The sequence below is a fragment of the Proteus sp. G2674 genome (assembly GCF_009915195.1).
Lineage (GTDB): Bacteria > Pseudomonadota > Gammaproteobacteria > Enterobacterales > Enterobacteriaceae > Proteus > Proteus mirabilis.
The window spans coordinates 111,205-128,520 of record NZ_JAABLS010000010.1; the positions used below are offsets into that span (position 1 = coordinate 111,205).

A 17,316-nucleotide genomic window follows, 5' to 3' on the forward strand; every position below is an offset into this window, starting at 1 on the left:
ATCTGCTCTCCTAAACCTTAAGCGATACCAGTGATTTTAACATCAGTAAACCACTGACGGTGGCCCTGCTGTTTACGGCTGTGTTTACGACGACGGAACTTAACAATTTTAACTTTCTCGCCGCGACCGTGAGCAACCACTTCCGCTTTAACTTTAACGCCCTCAAGGATTGGAGCGCCAATTTGAATGTTGTCGCCATCAGCGACCATCATGACGGTGTCAAACTCAATAGTTTCGCCAGTTGCTACTTCAAGCTTTTCTAAGCGAATTGTTTGACCTTCGCTGACTCGGTGTTGTTTACCACCACTTTGGAAAACCGCGTACATATAAACTCCGCTTTCCGCACACTCCCAATATGTATAATTTGAGTGCACAATTAAAATATTCACATAGGGCGCGAATTCTACGCAAATTTAGTCGCGATGACAAGTATAGATCGCAAACAACCAGCAAAAAAAAGAGTTTTTTACACAATATTTATTTCAGCCATTTTTAAAGTACAATCTAAATTATAAGAGAGTAAAATCTATGGCATGATCATTTTTTATTAATTATAACGCGCTCATTGGCGAGCCAAAGTCGAAAAACATGAATTTAGAATCTATTATAAAACTCACATCCGCTGATATGGCTGCGGTAAATGACGCAATTCTTTACCAGCTTAATTCAGATGTTTCTTTGATAAACCAGCTTGGTTACTACATCATTAGCGGTGGTGGTAAAAGGATCCGCCCAATGATCGCTGTTCTGACCGGCCGAGCTTTGGATTATCAAGGGGACAAACATATCTCTGTCGCCGCTTTAATTGAATTTATTCATACCGCAACATTATTGCACGACGATGTTGTTGATGAATCCGATATGCGTAGAGGCAAACAAACAGCTAATGCTGTGTTTGGTAATGCTGCAAGCGTGCTGGTAGGTGACTTTATTTATACACGATCTTTTCAGATGATGACGGATCTTGATTCCATGCGCGTGCTAAAGCTGATGTCTAGCGCAACCAATGTGATCGCTGAAGGTGAAGTATTACAATTAATGAATTGTAACGATCCTGACATTACTGAAGATGACTATATGCAAGTTATCTACAGTAAAACCGCCCGTTTATTTGAAGCTGCCTCTCATGCGTCAGCCATCCTCTGCGGAGCCACTCCAGAGCAAGAGAAAGCTTTCCAAGATTATGGTCGTTATCTTGGTACCGCATTCCAGCTGATTGACGATTTACTGGATTATGATGCAGATAATACCCAATTAGGTAAAAATACCGGTGACGATCTGGATGAAGGTAAACCTACTTTGCCTTTACTTCATGCCATGCACCATGGTAACGAAACAGAATCACAACTCATTCGTCAAGCCATTGAAAAAGGTAACGGCCGTCATTTACTCGACACTGTGTTAAAAACGATGAAACAGTGTGGCTCACTGGAATATACCCGCCAAAAAGCGGAAGAAGAAGCCGATAAAGCCATTGAGGCGTTAGCGATTATTCCTGATTCATCTTACAAAGATGCATTAATTGGCCTTGCGCACGTTGCTGTGCAACGACAATCGTAATTTTCATACCTAAACCCCATAAAGTATGAGAAGCCCGTCAGAGCGACTATGTCGACTCTGGGGGGCTTTTTAATTTTTGAACCACTTCTTCATTTTCTCGTTCGATCTCTTCTTGATTGTCAGCATCAATATAGCTAATTAACTTAGCGAGACCTTCTCGTAAAACAAATTTTACGATTTTTTCACGCTCTGATTTTGTTAGCTGATAATAAGCTTCCACCCAGATAAGAAAGGCATCCTGACGCTTAGATAAATATTCTGCAGGAGGCTCATGCGCCGCTAACACACTCACCACCTCTTCAGGGAGGCTTTTAACCGAGTACTCAACGGCTTTACCTTGTACTCCACGCTTACGGCGATTTTCCCATCCTTCACGGCGTGCCATTAAATTGACCCCTTGTGGAGAATTAGGTAACCCTGCAAGCCCTACTAATTCTTTTGCTGTATACCATTCTTTTTTCATGATCTCATCTCACATTCAACTAAGAGGTTAGTCAGATATCGGTTGCGGATAACGCAATAGCGCGTTCTTTAAAGTCGCTTAATCTTTGACGATCTTTTCTAAAAAACTTCTAATACCATCCCGCAAGATCAGCTCTGTTACTGTTTTTTGTTCACCATCATTAAGTTGTTGGAATGCTTTCACCCAGATAACGAGTGGCTCCTCTTTATTTAGTTTGTAATGTGCTAATGGTTCATAAAGCTCCAGAGCAATTAAAGTTTCTTCTGGTAAACAAGAGTAATGATATTCAACGCCATTTCCTTGTTTATTAGTTCTCTTTTGTTTTAACCAAGATTCACGTTTAGCTTTTGCATTTACACCTTGTGGTGATTTAGGTAATCCACCTATACCCGTCAATTCCATTGCCGTATACCACTCTTTTTTCATTACGTTTCTCTAAAATTGTTATCAACTTCAAAAAAGAAATTATTAAGAAAAAAATCAGAAATATTTTTAGAAAAATAATGTTATTTTATTTTCTAAATAATCAGTTTAATGCTTTTAAGCATTTCTAATAAACTGTTATTTATACCACTAACACAGCATTTAATTTTATAGAAAAAGGATTAAAAATGATTTCAAGGAAATCTGATTGGCATCCTGCCGATATTATTGCCGCACTCAGAAAACGAGGCACAACACTGGCAGCCATCTCTCGCCAAGCTGGTTTAAGCTCTTCAACACTGGCTAATGCACTGTCACGCCCTTGGCCAAAAGGTGAGAAAATCATTGCTGACTTTCTAGGTGTAGCGCCTTCGGAAATTTGGCCCAGTCGTTATTTTCATCCTGAAACAGGAGAATTACTTGAACGGAAGATACGCGACAAAACCAATAATTAACTAATAATTACATATATTATAATTAATAAAAAAAACCGCTGATACACTATCAGCGGTTTTTATTTAAATTTACATTATTTTAAAGCAAAAAAGTTATTTTTTATTTATTAATAAATTCTTCGCCAAGAATTATATCTTTTTTCAATACATCCAACATGCCATTAAGAGATTGTTTTTCAAAATCACTTAATTGACCGATTGGTAGATATTCTTCAACACCATTCTTACCTAAACGAACAGGTTGTGCAAAGAAACGGGCATGTTCACCATCGCCTTCGGTATAGGTGCACTCAATAACATCTTTTTCGCCATTTAAAGCACGGATCAATGAAAGACCAAAGCGCGCAGCTGCTTGTCCCATTGATAATGTGGCTGATCCGCCACCCGCTTTAGCTTCAACAACCTCAGTCCCCGCATTTTGAATACGTTTTGTTAATGCAGCAACTTCTTCATCAGTAAATGACACACCGGCTACTTGAGATAGCAAAGGAAGAATAGTCACACCTGAGTGTCCACCAATGACCGGAACATTCGTTGTTTGTGGATTTTTGCCTTTTAATTCAGCAACAAAAGTATTCGCACGGATAATATCTAGTGTTGTCACACCAAATAGGCGTTTTTTATCATAAACACCGGCTTTTTTCAGTACTTCAGCAGCGATAGCAACCGTAGTATTGACTGGATTAGTAATGATACCAATAAGTGCCTTAGGGCAGTTTTGTGCAACTTTTTCAATAAGATTACGCACGATCCCTGCATTTACATTGAAAAGATCAGAGCGATCCATACCCGGTTTACGGGCAACACCGGCAGAAATTAAAACAACATCTGCATCTTTTAATGCAGGAGAAGGATCTTCGCCAGCAAAACCTTTTACCCTTACTTGAGTAGGTATATGACTTAAGTCCGCTGCAACACCCGGTGTAACCGGAGCGATATCATATAAAGAGAGTTCACTACCAGCTGGAAGCTGATTTTTAAGAAGAAGTGCCAGTGCCTGACCAATACCACCCGCTGCACCGAGAACTGCTACTTTCATTCTGATACTCCTTAGTTTACGAGATAGTGGAACGCCTTTGATATACTCACTATTACGCAACACACCTAGTAAAGAAAACAATTATTTAACAGCTATATTGCATAATAAGGCATTTGTAGTAAAAAATAATACTTCGGTTATTCTAAACAAATTGCTTATCTGTTAATGAGATAGCGGGCACTCTTTTGAGAAATAATTCCAATAAATATCGCTAAGTGCTAAACGCGCTATCTCATATTGCATAATCATTTAAGATTATCATTTAGTTAACAAATTATTTACCTAATCAAGATTATCGCATTCAATATCGAGAAATAAAACTTTTTTGAGTTAACACACAAAAACACACATCAACCAAGAAGAGAAACAAGATTAACGGAGCTAATGTTGCATAAAAATTCACTTCTCTGCATAATGTGCGAGTTATTGATAACTCACTAAAGGTGAACTATGCGCACTCCTTCTAAGCAAGAAGACTTGGTTAAAGCATTTAAAGCCCTGCTGAAAGAAGAAAAATTCAGTTCACAAGGCGAGATTGTAACTGCATTACAAGAAGCTGGTTTTGATAATATTAACCAGTCTAAAATCTCTCGTATGCTAACAAAATTTGGCGCAGTAAGAACGCGTAATGCCAAAATGGAGATGGTTTACTGCCTGCCAACAGAACTTGGTGTACCAACAGCAAGTAGCCCATTGAAAAATTTGGTACTTGATATTGACCATAACCACTCAGTAGTGGTTATTAGAACCAGCCCCGGTGCCGCACAGCTTATTGCACGTTTATTAGATTCTTTAGGTAAAGCAGAAGGGATCCTCGGAAGTATCGCTGGTGATGACACTATTTTTTCTACACCCGCGCCAGGATTCTCAACAGAAGAACTACGAGATGCGATTTTAAACCTATTTGATCAGGAATTATAAATAGCGACTTCAGGAAAATAGGTCATAAACAGTAAGCCACTGAAATTTCAGTGGCTTACTTATTTAAATTAATATTGATCCACAGATGATTTTGGTGTGGCTAATTTCGCCAGGAGTTTTTCATGTATACCACCAAAGCCACCATTGCTCATGATCAAAATATGATCACCCGGTTTAGCTTCTTTAGCAACCATCTCCACTAATGTATCAATATCCGTGCTCCAACGAGCAGGCTGTACACACTTCTCGGCAATATCACTGACTAACCATTGAATGTTAGGTGGCTGAAATAAGAAAACTTCATCAGCACGTCCCAATGCCGGGGCGATATCATCTTTACTGATCCCCATCTTCATCGTATTAGAGCGAGGTTCTAATACCGCAATAATACGTGCTGTTCCGCCAACTTTACTACGTAGCGCTTCAAGGGTTGCTAAAATCGCCGTAGGATGATGGGCAAAGTCATCATAAACACTCACTTGATTTACTTCACCCCGTAATTCTAAACGACGACGAGCGTTAATAAATTTATTGAGTGCTGCGCATGCATCTACCGGTAATACACCAACGTGGTGAGCTGCCACAATGGCCATTAAGCCATTTTGCATATTGTGTTCACCCGAAAGTCCCCAACAAACCTCACCGACTTGCTCACCTTTATGGAACACTGCAAAGTGGCTACTGTCATTACTGATCTTTTTCGCCTGCCAATCACCCGTCTCACCGGTGTACTCTTCCTCACTCCAACATCCCATACCAATGGTCTGTTTTAAGTTCAGATCGTTATCAGGCATGATAATTTTGCCACTGCCCGGCACAATACGGACTAAATGGTGAAACTGTTTTTGAATCGCCGTTAAATCATCAAAAATATCCGCGTGATCGAATTCCAGATTATTTAAGATAAGCGTACGTGGCGAGTAATGAACAAATTTAGAACGTTTATCAAAGAAAGCACTGTCATACTCATCAGCTTCAATAACAAAAAACGGGCTTTCCCCTAATTGTGCTGAAACTTGAAAGTTACCCGGCACACCACCAATTAAAAAACCAGGTTGATAACCACAATCTTCTAAAATCCAAGCCAGCATACCTGCCGTAGTCGTTTTACCATGGGTACCCGCAACGGCCAAAACCCAACGCTCAGGTAAAATATAGTCATGTAACCATTGTGGCCCTGATGTGTAAGGCAATCCTTTTTCAAGTACCGCTTCAACACAAGGATTCCCTCGAGTCATCGCATTGCCAATAATCACCATGTCAGGAGCAGGTTCCAATTGTTGTGGATCATAACCTTCGATTAGCTCAATGCCTTGATTTTCCAATAATGTGCTCATTGGAGGATAAACATTTGCATCAGAGCCAGTTACTTTATGCCCTTTCGCTCGAGCTAAGATGGCAAGACTTCCCATAAAGGTGCCACAAATACCAAGAATATGAATGTGCATGAATTTCTTTCCAATAGCATGAAGTTGGTCACTATTCTAACCATCAAAAAGCAGATTAGAAACGGATTAACCTTTGAATCATGCGATTCTTTGGATAAACTTGCCACTAATAAGGAAACTTTTTTCCTTTTTATATTTTATCCATTCACATTCAGGACCCACGTCATGAAAACATTAGGCGAATTTATCGTCGAGAAACAACAAGATTTTCCCCATGCAACTGGCGAATTAACGGCATTACTGTCAGCCATTAAGCTTGGGGCTAAAATTATTCACCGTGATATTAATAAAGCTGGGTTAGTCGATATTCTTGGCACTAACGGTGTTTCTAATGTTCAAGGTGAAGCCCAGATGAAACTGGATCTTTACGCGAATGAGAAACTAAAAGCAGCACTTAAAGCTCGTGGTGAAGTTGCGGGGATCGGTTCGGAAGAAGAAGACGATATCGTTATCTTTGAAGGTGATCGTGCGGAAAATGCCAAGTATGTGGTATTAATGGATCCATTGGATGGTTCTTCTAATATCGATGTAAACGTTTCCGTTGGTACTATTTTCTCTATTTACCACCGTATTACGCCTATTGGCCAACCAGTGACACTAGATGATTTCCTGCAACCCGGTAATCGCCAAGTTGCTGCGGGTTATGTCGTTTATGGCTCATCTACTATGTTGGTTTACACTACCGGTTGTGGTGTACATGCCTTTACTTACGATCCTTCTTTAGGGGTTTTCTGTTTATCTCACGAAAGTGTTCATTTTCCGCCTACCGGAAATATGTATTCAATCAATGAAGGTAACTACATTAAATTCCCATTAGGGGTAAAAAAATACATCAAGTATTGCCAAGAGCAAGATGCAGCGACTAACCGTCCTTATACAACTCGCTATATTGGCTCTTTGGTTGCGGATTTCCATCGTAACTTGCTCAAAGGGGGGATTTATATTTACCCAAGTACGGCAAGTCATCCAAATGGTAAATTACGCTTACTTTATGAATGCAACCCAATGGCATTCCTCGCGGAACAAGCGGGTGGTAAAGCCAGTAATGGTAAAGATCGTATTTTAGATATCAAACCAACAGAGTTGCACCAACGCATGCCATTCTTTGTGGGTACTAAAGCGATGGTCGAACAAGCAGAAGCATTTATGGCTCAATATCCAGACGAAGAATAAATTTTCTTTTTGTCAGGATATAGTTAAACCGGGCTTAATTAACGCGTCCGGTTTTTTCATCTCCCAAAATAGCTAATTCGTGTATTTGTTGCTTATTTTTACCTCAAAAGGCAACCTGTACGGCAAAAAACGGGTATTGTTAAAAACTTTTCGCTATACTACGAGCCACGTCAAATTAATTTTTCATAGGAAATTTTTTATGAGCCTGAATCATGTTCCTGCTGGTAAAGAACTACCAGAAGATATCTATGTTGTTATTGAAATTCCAGCCAATGCTGATCCAATCAAATACGAAGTTGATAAAGAAAGTGGTGCACTGTTCGTTGACCGTTTTATGTCAACAGCGATGTTCTACCCATGCAACTACGGTTACATCAACAACACATTATCTTTAGATGGTGATCCAGTAGACGTTCTGGTTCCAACTCCATACCCATTACAACCAGGTTCAGTCATTCGTTGCCGTCCTGTTGGCGTACTGAAAATGACTGATGAATCAGGTGAAGATGCAAAACTGGTTGCTGTACCACACACCAAACTAAGTAAAGAATACGATCACATTAAAGATGTGAACGATCTACCTGAATTATTAAAAGCTCAAATCAAACACTTCTTCGAACATTACAAAGATTTAGAATCTGGTAAATGGGTAAAAGTTGATGGTTGGGAAGGCGTAGAAGCGGCTAAAGCTGAAATTCTGTCTTCTTTTGAACGCGCAAAAAAATAATTCTGTGTCATTAGAATTAGCGTTGCTAAGTAATCCATTGGTTGCTTAGCAAAAATAAGCCCACTTCAAATGTGGGCTTATTTTATGATTATCTCTTTTTTATGGTTTAACCGCATAATAAGCATTACGCCACTCACCAAGGTGATCGCCATAGCGATTATCATCAATATATATACTGTCGAAATATTTCCTGTAGAAAAAAAGAGCAATCCCCCAACAATGGGCAAAATCAGTTGATTAAACAAAATAATCAGTGAGGAAATGCTAGCTAATTGTGTCACAGGAATAATTTCTATTCTTAACATCCGTAAAATATTCCCTGAAAAAACCTTACCAATAATGGATAGGGCATAAAAGAGAATAAAAGCCGTGATATCATGTTGAAAAATAACCAATAGAAAAGAACTTATTGTGATAATACAAATTGATAGAGACATTAATAATTTTCGATTTAAATAATGGGTTAGATAACCATATAAATAAGTTCCTATCACGCCACAGATCCCCGCAGAAATATCAATAAAGCCATAATATTTAATGGGTAAATTCATCGATTGGTCGATCAACGCCGCCCCACTCGACTCAATTAATCCATCAAACATATTATTGCCGATAGCAATTAAAATAGAAAAAACCAAAATAGGAGACGTAAAAATCACCACTATCCTTTTCGTCACCTGTAATGTCTCTGTTAGGCTATGTAACTGAGTGGCAGATTGGCGCTGTTTTGGTACTAAGTAAAAGAACAAAAAGAACACGGCGTTAATGAAATAAAATAGACAGGGAATAATCAGTAAATAATGGTAACCATAATCAATAAATAACATGCCGATTAATGGGCCAATGATCATGCCCAAAAAATCCATTCGAGACATTATATTAATATGATGTTCTTTATGGCGACTCATCAAGGCAATAATTTTTTCATATGAAATCAGTGTCTGTGAATTACCAATAGAAATTAAGCTACCCACTAATCCAAAACTAATTGCAATAACTAAATCAGAGGAAAAATCTACTATTAATAAAAATAAACAACCGATAATTTTACAGCTATCGGAAATAACAGAAACAGGACGGACACCTAGACCATCAATATATTGACCAATAAGCGGTATTAAAAAAATACGTGGTAACCACCATAAAGCGTATGTCAATCCCGCATATTCAATGCTTGTTGTTAATTGATAAACAATAACAGGTGTCAAAAAAACCATTAGACCATCTGCACTTAATACCAAAAAAAGCATATAGAAAAAGACAATACGCATAATAGAGGTTACACCTTTTCTTTAATTAATACTTTAATAGGCTGATTATTTTCATCATAAACAATAATCGATTTTGGGGTATGATGGGTGGGCTTATGTTTCATTAACTCTTGTTGTTTAGAAACAAGAAATTGATAATAGGTTAAATCTGCTGCTATTTTATTAACACGATAAGCTTGATAATTTTTATTAGCGATTTTCCAATCAATCACGTCATGACCCGGAATATATTCTTTTTCTTCGTCCAAATAGATAACAGGTCGATTCACAGTAATGATATTCGCCATATTAAATAAGGCATGGGCAACACCACAGGGGATCACTAACTCAATATTGGGTGCCGGATCAAAAACCATTTCATCTTCATAAAATAGCGTAGGCGAATCTTCACGCATATCCACCAGCTTAATAGTGATTTTACCCGAGGTATTTCCTAAAAAAGTTAAATGATCTTCTTGCCCTAAATGTAATCCATAAGAGTCGAAATCATAAGCCTCCTGACCATGTTCAACTAGATACATAGGGGATTGTCGCGTTAATGGGACAATGCCACTCTCTTTGCCCGTATGCAGGGTCGCCATTTCACGAAATTCAACACCTAAAATAGTGGATGTAGGTAATGATTGTTTTTGAACATCGGCAATTTTCTCTCGCAACCTTACATTAATTTCATCGCCATTATCTAAGCAAATTTTACGAGTTTCAGAGTGTAAAAATCGATGTTGGCTTAACCACTGCTGTTGTATTTCAGCAACTCGATAGTAGACCAGCGCCGAAGCTTCTTCTGTCATCGGCTCATAGCCTTCAATCTCATTAATATCAATATCTTCCGGCAAATTTATCACATCATTATTAGGTGACCAGTTTAATGTTTCACTTGCTAATTGCTCGATAGTAGGTAAAAAAAGAGAGTAGCTATTTAAGGTAAAAACATTTTCTAGATGGGAAAAAGTATGAGCAACTCCTGGGGGAATAATAAGTGTTCTTGCGGATGATGGGGTTATCTCCAAACTTAATTCTGATTTAAATGTCGGTGAGTTTTTACGACAATCAATAAATTTAGCCAGTATCTTTTGTTTTTTATCACCTAAAAAGGTAAGTGTATCTTGCTGGCCAAGATGAATGCCATACTGCCCATATTTAAATTCGCTTTTACCGTGATAAACAATATTAATAGGATAGGTTGTTGCGAAAGGAATAACATAAGACTGATTTTTTCCATTATTCACTCGCCAACGTTCAATCCAATGTAATCCGACAATATTAATATCTTTATTAAGTTCATTAATATCCTTATTCACTATTGCCTCCTTTCATTTAAAAAGCAGCCTTATGGCTGCTTATTGATTAAAGACTGACGACTTCGATATCATAACCAAGTGACTTCGCACTTTTTAGTAACGCATCTAAGCTAGTGGTGTTTAATTTTAAATACTTATCATCAGCAGGTGCATTTTTAATACCTGCAAGATAAGCTAATTTATCTAATGCTTCTGTTGCAACAGTTTTAGTTTGTAGCATCATATCCGTAAAACGATGATTGACTATATTATGTTTTACATCTTTTGGTGGATTATTATAAAGTTGAGTAATATCGTTTAATTTGTCCATAAATTACCTTATTTCGCTATTTAATAATAAGTCGTTATCTCTTTCCTTCTTAAGCAAAACTGTTTTAACACTGAAGTTATTTTTCTGTCAATCAGCTCTACCATTAATTATTTTCATATCAATTTAGATAAAAAACGAAGTAATAATTATTTATTTAAATTTTAAAATATAAATACTACTTTTAGTAAAAATAAAAAAGCTCGATATATCGAGCTTTTTTAATCATTATTGAGTCAGCTTTCGTAAGCCTATTACTCTTCTTCGTGGCGTTTTAGCCAATCTCCACTTTTGATTTCTCGCAACCCATCAACTGGCTTTTGATAAAGATAGATCCAAGCACTACCATAAGGTGTTGATATCAACTGGCGCTTGTAATCTTGATCATTTTTTTTCAGTTCATCAAGCTCCGTCAAAATGGAAGGCGTGATCCGATAAACTTCACATTCTATTTCACCATCACCTTCAACCACAGCAGGATAAAACCCTAAATCATAGAGTTTATACCCCGCTAATTTATACTCACCTAATAGCTGAGCGTAGGTCATCCAGTGATGGTTACCCTGATTTCGCCGTAAACTTCCATAAACAATAATTCGCATATAAATTAAAACTCAAATTGATAAAGCAGATCTATTGCCTGATTCATACCAGACACTGCTTGTAAATACAACCTGGGCATCAAGCGATAACGTAATGTTAACGTCGCTAGCGAATCAAATATACCCATCCCATACTTCACTTGTAAATCATCGGTTATCTTACCACTGACGACAACTTGTGAACTATCCCCTACACCTTGTGTATCTAACGCTAAATCAGAAATACCAAAGGTTTCGCCAATACGTCCTACGAGTTGTCCACTTTGTCCAACACCTAATCCTATTAGCATGGCTGTCATTTGTGCTGAATCAGAATCACCACTTGCTAATCCTTCACCTCTTAACAAGTAGGATAATGCTTCTTGTTGTGTTTTGGCCGGCTCAGAGAATATTTCCACTTTCGGCTTATCCGCAAGTCCGGTGACTTTAACCCCAGCAATGACATTATCTGCCGTATTATCAGGGTTACGTATCGCCTCAATATTTAAGTATGGCTGATCAACCGGCCCTGAGAACAAGATTTGCCCTTTACGTACTTGTAAATCTTGTCCATAAGCTTTGAATTCCCCGCGAGGAATATCCACTTGACCATTTAATCCCAACCCCTGCTTACTTTGAGCAACTTTTAATGCCCCTGTTAATCTGGCTTTCAACCCAAAGGCATCTAATGTAACATCATCGCCAATATTAATCGCCAAATTACTTTGAATAGGTATAGAAGTCTGCTTTGGTGCTATAGGTTGTAATTCTTTGTCTAACATCACTTCATCAGAAGAGGCCGACACCGCAGACTCGGGTAATTCCTGCACCACGATACGAGCCCAAGGTATATCAATACGACCATCTAATTTAAGCAAATGTGGATTAGCTTCAAAAACTAAGTCTGGGTTAACATCAATACGAACCATTGGTGGTAATGACACACGCAGTTTGTTGCCATTCGCAGCCACCACGGCACGCCACTCATCTAGTTTGCGCCAGTCCGCATTCCCCGTCAGATTTAAATAACCTTCCGGTGTTTCGATTCTACCGCTTAAATCAGAAGTCGCACCATTAAAGCGAATATCGACATTCCCTTTGGTGATGTCAAATGGGATCCAGTGACCAACTACTTTTAACTGGTTAATACCAAACTGCCCAAATAGCAATGGTGATTGTGCATTCCCCCCTAAACGTAGCTGCGCCCCTACACTACCTTGCGCTATTTCACCTTTACCCAAGAAAGGCTTAATCAGATCTAATGTCAGGTTATCAATATCAACCGTACCTGATAATTGACGTGTTTTTTCTAGATCAGCAACATTGACATGGCCTTTAAAGTCACCATTACCGGCAATACTAATCAACCATTGCAAGGTCGCTTTACCATTATTGATACCCGCATTTAACGTAACTGCATCAAAATCAATAGGTAATACCGTACCATCGACATTTTGTTTTACACCAACGCCCTGACCTTTAAGGTTAACTGACGCTTTAGGTAATCCGCCTTTCGCATTCCAAGTTGCCGTAGCATCTCCCGTAAAGACACCGCGTAGCGCGGTTTCAGGAGGTAAGAATGGTTTTATCATGGCTAAATCAAAGCGTGTTAACGTGATTGCCGCACTACCACTCTCACCTACAGTGATCTCTTTAGGTACACACAGTTGTGCATTAGGATTTACCCAGCAATGTGAACCAATCGTCACTTGCTGTTTTTCCGCTAATAAATTTAGCGCCATCGCTTTATTTAAACGCCATTCGCCTACAGGCGTATCAAATGCGGTATTGTTAAGTGTGCCTTGCCACTGCTGTTTTTCTTTATCAAACGAGCCGGCTAATGTCAGGCCACCCGATACGGGTTCCCCATCCATTTTCAAGGTAAGCTTATGCTGTTTTTCTGTCCCTGCCGCATCTAGCGTTAATTGACGAATAATTAAATCAGCCTGTTTTAACTGGCGTGCTGTAATTGCCAGTTTACCACTGATCACGTCATCTGACTGAATATCACCTTTAACGACAACTGACCCAACACTGAGCTGATCTTGCCATTTGATCCCTTGTGCATTGATATCAGCAATAATTTTCGGCTTATTAATATCACCGCGAACATTCACTTTCCCTTTAATAACGCCCGCTAACCCCGGCACTAAACCATTTAACCCCGGAGCATTGATGTTCGCATCAAGCGCCCACTGCTCACCTAAGTGCCCCGCAATATCGAGATTATTTTTACCTAGAATTAAGGTTAATTGAGGAATATTCCATTGCCCCGAATCATTACCATAGGCGTTTCCTCGCGCCTTAATAAGATTATTTTTTAAATTACCATCTAAGGTAATTTCAGGCACTCGCAGTTGCCAACTTCCTCCATACAGGCTACCCGTTGTAGCAATACGTCCATCTAATTTCGCTGGCATATCGGGATATTGTTTAGCTGTATTAATACCAGAGATAGTCAATAATGCATTCCAGCTAATCGCCTTACTCCAATCTGCCACACCGGTAATATCCGCATGACCTTGTAATGCAGCTAAACGCAAACGAGTGAGTGCTATTTTCTCTTCATTCCCTTTAGCGTCTAGGGTCAATTTGGCTGGCGGGATCTCTTGTCCTTCAATATTAGAACGTAATGAAAGATCATAATTATCCGTCTGCCCATTAAGACGTAGTCGAGTATCATTAAGTTGATACTGCACATCTCCCGTTAAAGGCCAGCGCACTTTTTGGCTCTCTAAGGTTAATTTTAGTGGAAGATGTGCTTTAGCGAGCTCAGCTTGTGCATCAAGGCTTGCGGTAACAGTTCCTGTTAAAGAGAGTGCGAGTTTTAATTCATCAAGTATCGCACCTTGTAAGGACAGTGTTGCTTGCTGATCTTTAAACTCTTCCAATCCTGCCATCTCACGAAGCACCGCTTGCATATCTAGATTAACCGGCCACTGTTTATCCAGTGTAATTTGACCGTTTAAACTGACTTTGCCTTCTGGCGCATCAATACTGAGCCTAGTGAGATTAACCTGTTGACCTTGCGTATTGGCTTGAAAAGAGAGTTGATTAATAGTCACAGGCGTATCACCACTAACTTGTAACTGTTTACCTTCTATCCCCTCCACATTGATATCAACAGGAATAATAACTTCGGGTAACTGCGCTAATAAAGGCTTGGCGAAAATTGTCTTAATAGTGTCAGCTAATGCCTGCTCTTGCTCTTGCGGTGTTTTAGGCTCCGCTTGAGGCGTCGTTGCTGCAACTTCTTTTACATCTTGCGCCATGGCGACAACACTACCGTCTTCGGGTGTTTTCGGTAACGCCACCAACAAATCATTAATGACTGTCGGTTTTAAGGTAACTTGGCGCCCTTCCCATTGTGCTGCCGTAGTAAACTCATTGAGTGATAGGGCCATATCATCAATTTGTACACGCGTATTGGCTAATGAGAGAGAGTTTAAATAGATAGGTAAAGGGGCATTAAGCTCAGTTAAAGGCTCAGAAGGGGGTGTTTCTTGTGCTGGAGGGAGTGCACTAGTATCTACATTGACGATAACATCACGTGTGCCTAAGGCCTCAACACACAGTTGTTTGTCCTTCAAACAGCTTAAATTTAAGCCTAGTGATAACTCCCCCACATTGACGTCTACACCCGGCATTTGATACTCAACACCCGTTAAACGTAAATCTTGCCAACCGCCATTAACACTGTTAATGGTTAAACCTGGCACCCAACGAGCTGCACTATTAATGGCAAAATGTAGCCCTGATTGCGTCCCTAAAATCCATGCAAGAGCACCTAAAACCAGTAAAATGATGATAAGTAGCGTTAGTGTTATCCTTTTCAACCACTTCATCATAACTCAGCTCCTAACCCAATATAAAACTGTAACTTACGCTCTTCACCACTATTGACTGGAACGGCTAAATCAAACTTTACAGGCCCTACTGGAGATGCCCAACGAACCCCCGCACCAGCACCTGTTTTAAAATCACTTTTCGTAAAATCGTTAACGGCTTCACCACTATCAACAAATACAGCTCCCCACCAATTTCCAGTTACGTTATATTGGTATTCAGCAGATCCCGTTAGCATTCTTGATGCCCCTGTTAATTTACCTTTGCTATCTTCCGGTGAAATACTTTGGTATTTATAACCCCTAATACTTCTATCGCCACCAGCAAAGAAACGTAATTCGGGTGGTACTTTCTCAAATTGATTCGTTTCAATCCAGCCAAACGTCCCTCTGACCACAAAACGGTGGCCTTCCCAAGGTGTGCGTATCCACACTTGCTGAGCTTGTAGGGCGAGAAATTCAACATCAGATCCCCATATTTTATTGGAATAATCGACTGAATAACGTTGGCTATCCCCCCAATAAGGCATCATGCCACCCCGTTGGCGTACGCGACTTGCATTCGCACCAGGATAAAGCAACATGGTTGTATTGGTCACATCACCTTGGGTAAAGTGGCTCAGACTCCAGCGGGTATTAATACTGTATTGCCATCCCGTTGACATATCCCAGTTACGAGAAACGTTCAGTGTGGTGGTATCCGAACGAGTATCATTTAAATCTGTACGTTTATAACCGCCTTGAATGCCATAATATTGTTCTAATGGGTTAACTTTTAATGGAATTTTATAATTAGCACCAATAGATTGCTCAGGCTTAGAAATACTCATATTCGATGTTAAACTATGGCCCCTAGAATTTATCCAAGGTTTATCCCACTGCATATTTAATCGAGGTCCGACATCTGTGGCAAAACCGCCCCCTAGCTCCATATAGTTACGTGAACGAGGGGTAACAACGGCATCCATTGGTAGCAAATAATTGCCTTCACTACGTGCTTTAGCGATATTAGGTGTGACAACCGCCGAATTAAACCATCCTGTGGCAGCTAAGCGTCGATTAAACTCTGCCAAATCTTCAGAAGAGTAATATTCCCCTTCTTTAAAAGGCACAATATTTTGTAGGTAGTCTTCACGAATTTGTGAGCCAGTATAATTCACTTTACCAAAACGGTAACGTTCACCACTATTAAAGACAAAATCCCAATACGAGGCATGATTATCTAAAGAGACACCGAGCTGGCTTTTTTCCATATCTGCATCAAAGTAACCACGACGAATAGCAAGCCCTGTTAACGAGCCTTTTAATTTTTCATATTCGGCATGATTTAACACACTATCAAGAGGGGGGGTGTTTTCTTTAATCACTTTGGCATATTGTTCATCTGTTTTAGCTCCCCCTTCCAGTACAATATTGACCCCTTTTAACAGTACGGGAATACCAAGCTCAACCTTTGCTGTTAATACAGGGCGTGTCGGAGGGGTATTTTCTTGATAAGAGAAAGTGACCGTTGGCTGATAATAACCTAAAGGCCGTAGGCCCTCTTTAATTGCCTTTTCAACACGCGCACGAAAACGCCCGTCTGGTGCAACTTCTTCTGTTGTTATGTTTGATAGCTGGACTCGTACATTCTTTTCGAGTTGCCCTTCTAAACCTTCTACTTTTAAACGTAAATTTGCCCCATAAGCAAAAAACGTTATAGAAGACAGACAGAGAACGTAGATAACGGAGTATCTCGGCACGTTTTCTCCTCAATATTATTTATATCATTCGGTAATTGACGACAAATAGTTTTAAGCTTT

16 protein-coding genes are annotated in these 17,316 nt (G+C 39.4%); 5 read left to right on the forward strand and 11 right to left on the reverse strand.

The annotated features are described in order from the left end of the window. Positions 1–17: 17 nt before the first annotated feature. Positions 18–326, reverse strand: coding sequence for a 50S ribosomal protein L21 (rplU, locus tag GWI58_RS02975; protein ID WP_004246251.1), 309 nt, complete (start codon positions 324–326; stop codon positions 18–20). 262 nt (positions 327–588) lie between these two features. Here rplU and ispB point away from each other — a divergent pair, with 262 nt between their 5' ends. Continuing rightward, on the forward strand, positions 589–1,560 hold the full coding sequence (gene ispB, locus GWI58_RS02980; RefSeq protein ID WP_004246252.1) for an octaprenyl diphosphate synthase: 972 nt from the start codon (positions 589–591) through the stop codon (positions 1,558–1,560). Positions 1,561–1,606: 46 nt separating this feature from the next. Here the strand turns inward: ispB and GWI58_RS02985 are convergent, their stop codons facing one another. Together GWI58_RS02985 and GWI58_RS02990 are read right to left on the reverse strand one after the other, a co-directional pair. Then, complete coding sequence (locus tag GWI58_RS02985; RefSeq protein WP_004246253.1) at positions 1,607–2,023, reverse strand: DNA-binding protein; 417 nt, start codon at positions 2,021–2,023, stop codon at positions 1,607–1,609. A gap of 78 nt (positions 2,024–2,101) precedes the next feature. After that, entirely contained in the window at positions 2,102–2,449 is a 348-nt protein-coding gene (locus tag GWI58_RS02990) for a DNA-binding protein (RefSeq protein ID WP_004246254.1), read from the reverse strand. Between the two features lie 185 nt (positions 2,450–2,634). On the opposite strand from GWI58_RS02990, the gene GWI58_RS02995 reads away from it, so the two are divergent. Beyond that, positions 2,635–2,901, forward strand: coding sequence for a helix-turn-helix domain-containing protein (locus GWI58_RS02995; protein ID WP_004246255.1), 267 nt, complete (start codon positions 2,635–2,637; stop codon positions 2,899–2,901). A 100-nt stretch (positions 2,902–3,001) separates the two neighbouring features. Here GWI58_RS02995 and mdh read toward each other — a convergent pair whose 3' ends face one another. Next, positions 3,002–3,940, reverse strand: coding sequence for a malate dehydrogenase (mdh, locus tag GWI58_RS03000; RefSeq protein WP_094959716.1), 939 nt, complete (start codon positions 3,938–3,940; stop codon positions 3,002–3,004). 450 nt (positions 3,941–4,390) lie between these two features. Between mdh and argR the strand changes: the two genes are divergently transcribed. Further along, positions 4,391–4,861 (forward strand): transcriptional regulator ArgR, encoded by a 471-nt coding sequence (gene argR, locus GWI58_RS03005; RefSeq protein WP_004246257.1) that lies wholly within the window; start codon positions 4,391–4,393, stop codon positions 4,859–4,861. 68 nt (positions 4,862–4,929) lie between these two features. Here argR and mpl read toward each other — a convergent pair whose 3' ends face one another. After that, positions 4,930–6,309, reverse strand: coding sequence for a UDP-N-acetylmuramate:L-alanyl-gamma-D-glutamyl-meso-diaminopimelate ligase (gene mpl / locus GWI58_RS03010; protein ID WP_004246258.1), 1,380 nt, complete (start codon positions 6,307–6,309; stop codon positions 4,930–4,932). 165 nt (positions 6,310–6,474) lie between these two features. Here mpl and fbp point away from each other — a divergent pair, with 165 nt between their 5' ends. Beyond that, positions 6,475–7,482: a class 1 fructose-bisphosphatase gene (gene fbp / locus GWI58_RS03015; RefSeq protein WP_004249610.1), complete on the forward strand. Its 1,008-nt coding sequence runs from the start codon at positions 6,475–6,477 to the stop codon at positions 7,480–7,482. 199 nt (positions 7,483–7,681) lie between these two features. Next, the gene (gene ppa, locus GWI58_RS03020) at positions 7,682–8,209 is read left to right on the forward strand and encodes an inorganic diphosphatase (protein WP_004246260.1); all 528 of its coding nucleotides are present in this window, start codon (positions 7,682–7,684) and stop codon (positions 8,207–8,209) included. A 77-nt stretch (positions 8,210–8,286) separates the two neighbouring features. Here ppa and GWI58_RS03025 read toward each other — a convergent pair whose 3' ends face one another. The 6 genes from GWI58_RS03025 to tamA form a co-directional block, all read right to left on the reverse strand. Further along, entirely contained in the window at positions 8,287–9,480 is a 1,194-nt protein-coding gene (locus tag GWI58_RS03025) for an MFS transporter (RefSeq protein WP_004253020.1), read from the reverse strand. A gap of 8 nt (positions 9,481–9,488) precedes the next feature. Further along, positions 9,489–10,781, reverse strand: coding sequence for a dTDP-4-dehydrorhamnose 3,5-epimerase family protein (locus tag GWI58_RS03030; protein ID WP_161768885.1), 1,293 nt, complete (start codon positions 10,779–10,781; stop codon positions 9,489–9,491). Positions 10,782–10,827: 46 nt separating this feature from the next. Further along, the gene (locus GWI58_RS03035) at positions 10,828–11,091 is read right to left on the reverse strand and encodes a hypothetical protein (protein ID WP_004246263.1); all 264 of its coding nucleotides are present in this window, start codon (positions 11,089–11,091) and stop codon (positions 10,828–10,830) included. A 251-nt stretch (positions 11,092–11,342) separates the two neighbouring features. Beyond that, positions 11,343–11,690: a gamma-glutamylcyclotransferase family protein gene (locus tag GWI58_RS03040; RefSeq protein WP_004246264.1), complete on the reverse strand. Its 348-nt coding sequence runs from the start codon at positions 11,688–11,690 to the stop codon at positions 11,343–11,345. A gap of 5 nt (positions 11,691–11,695) precedes the next feature. Next, a complete protein-coding gene (tamB, locus tag GWI58_RS03045) occupies positions 11,696–15,517 on the reverse strand; it encodes an autotransporter assembly complex protein TamB (protein ID WP_161768886.1) in 3,822 nt (1,273 codons plus the stop codon). Further along, positions 15,514–17,256, reverse strand: coding sequence for an autotransporter assembly complex protein TamA (tamA, locus tag GWI58_RS03050; protein WP_161768887.1), 1,743 nt, complete (start codon positions 17,254–17,256; stop codon positions 15,514–15,516). Before tamA ends, tamB begins: the two co-directional genes overlap by 4 nt. Positions 17,257–17,316: the final 60 nt, after the last annotated feature.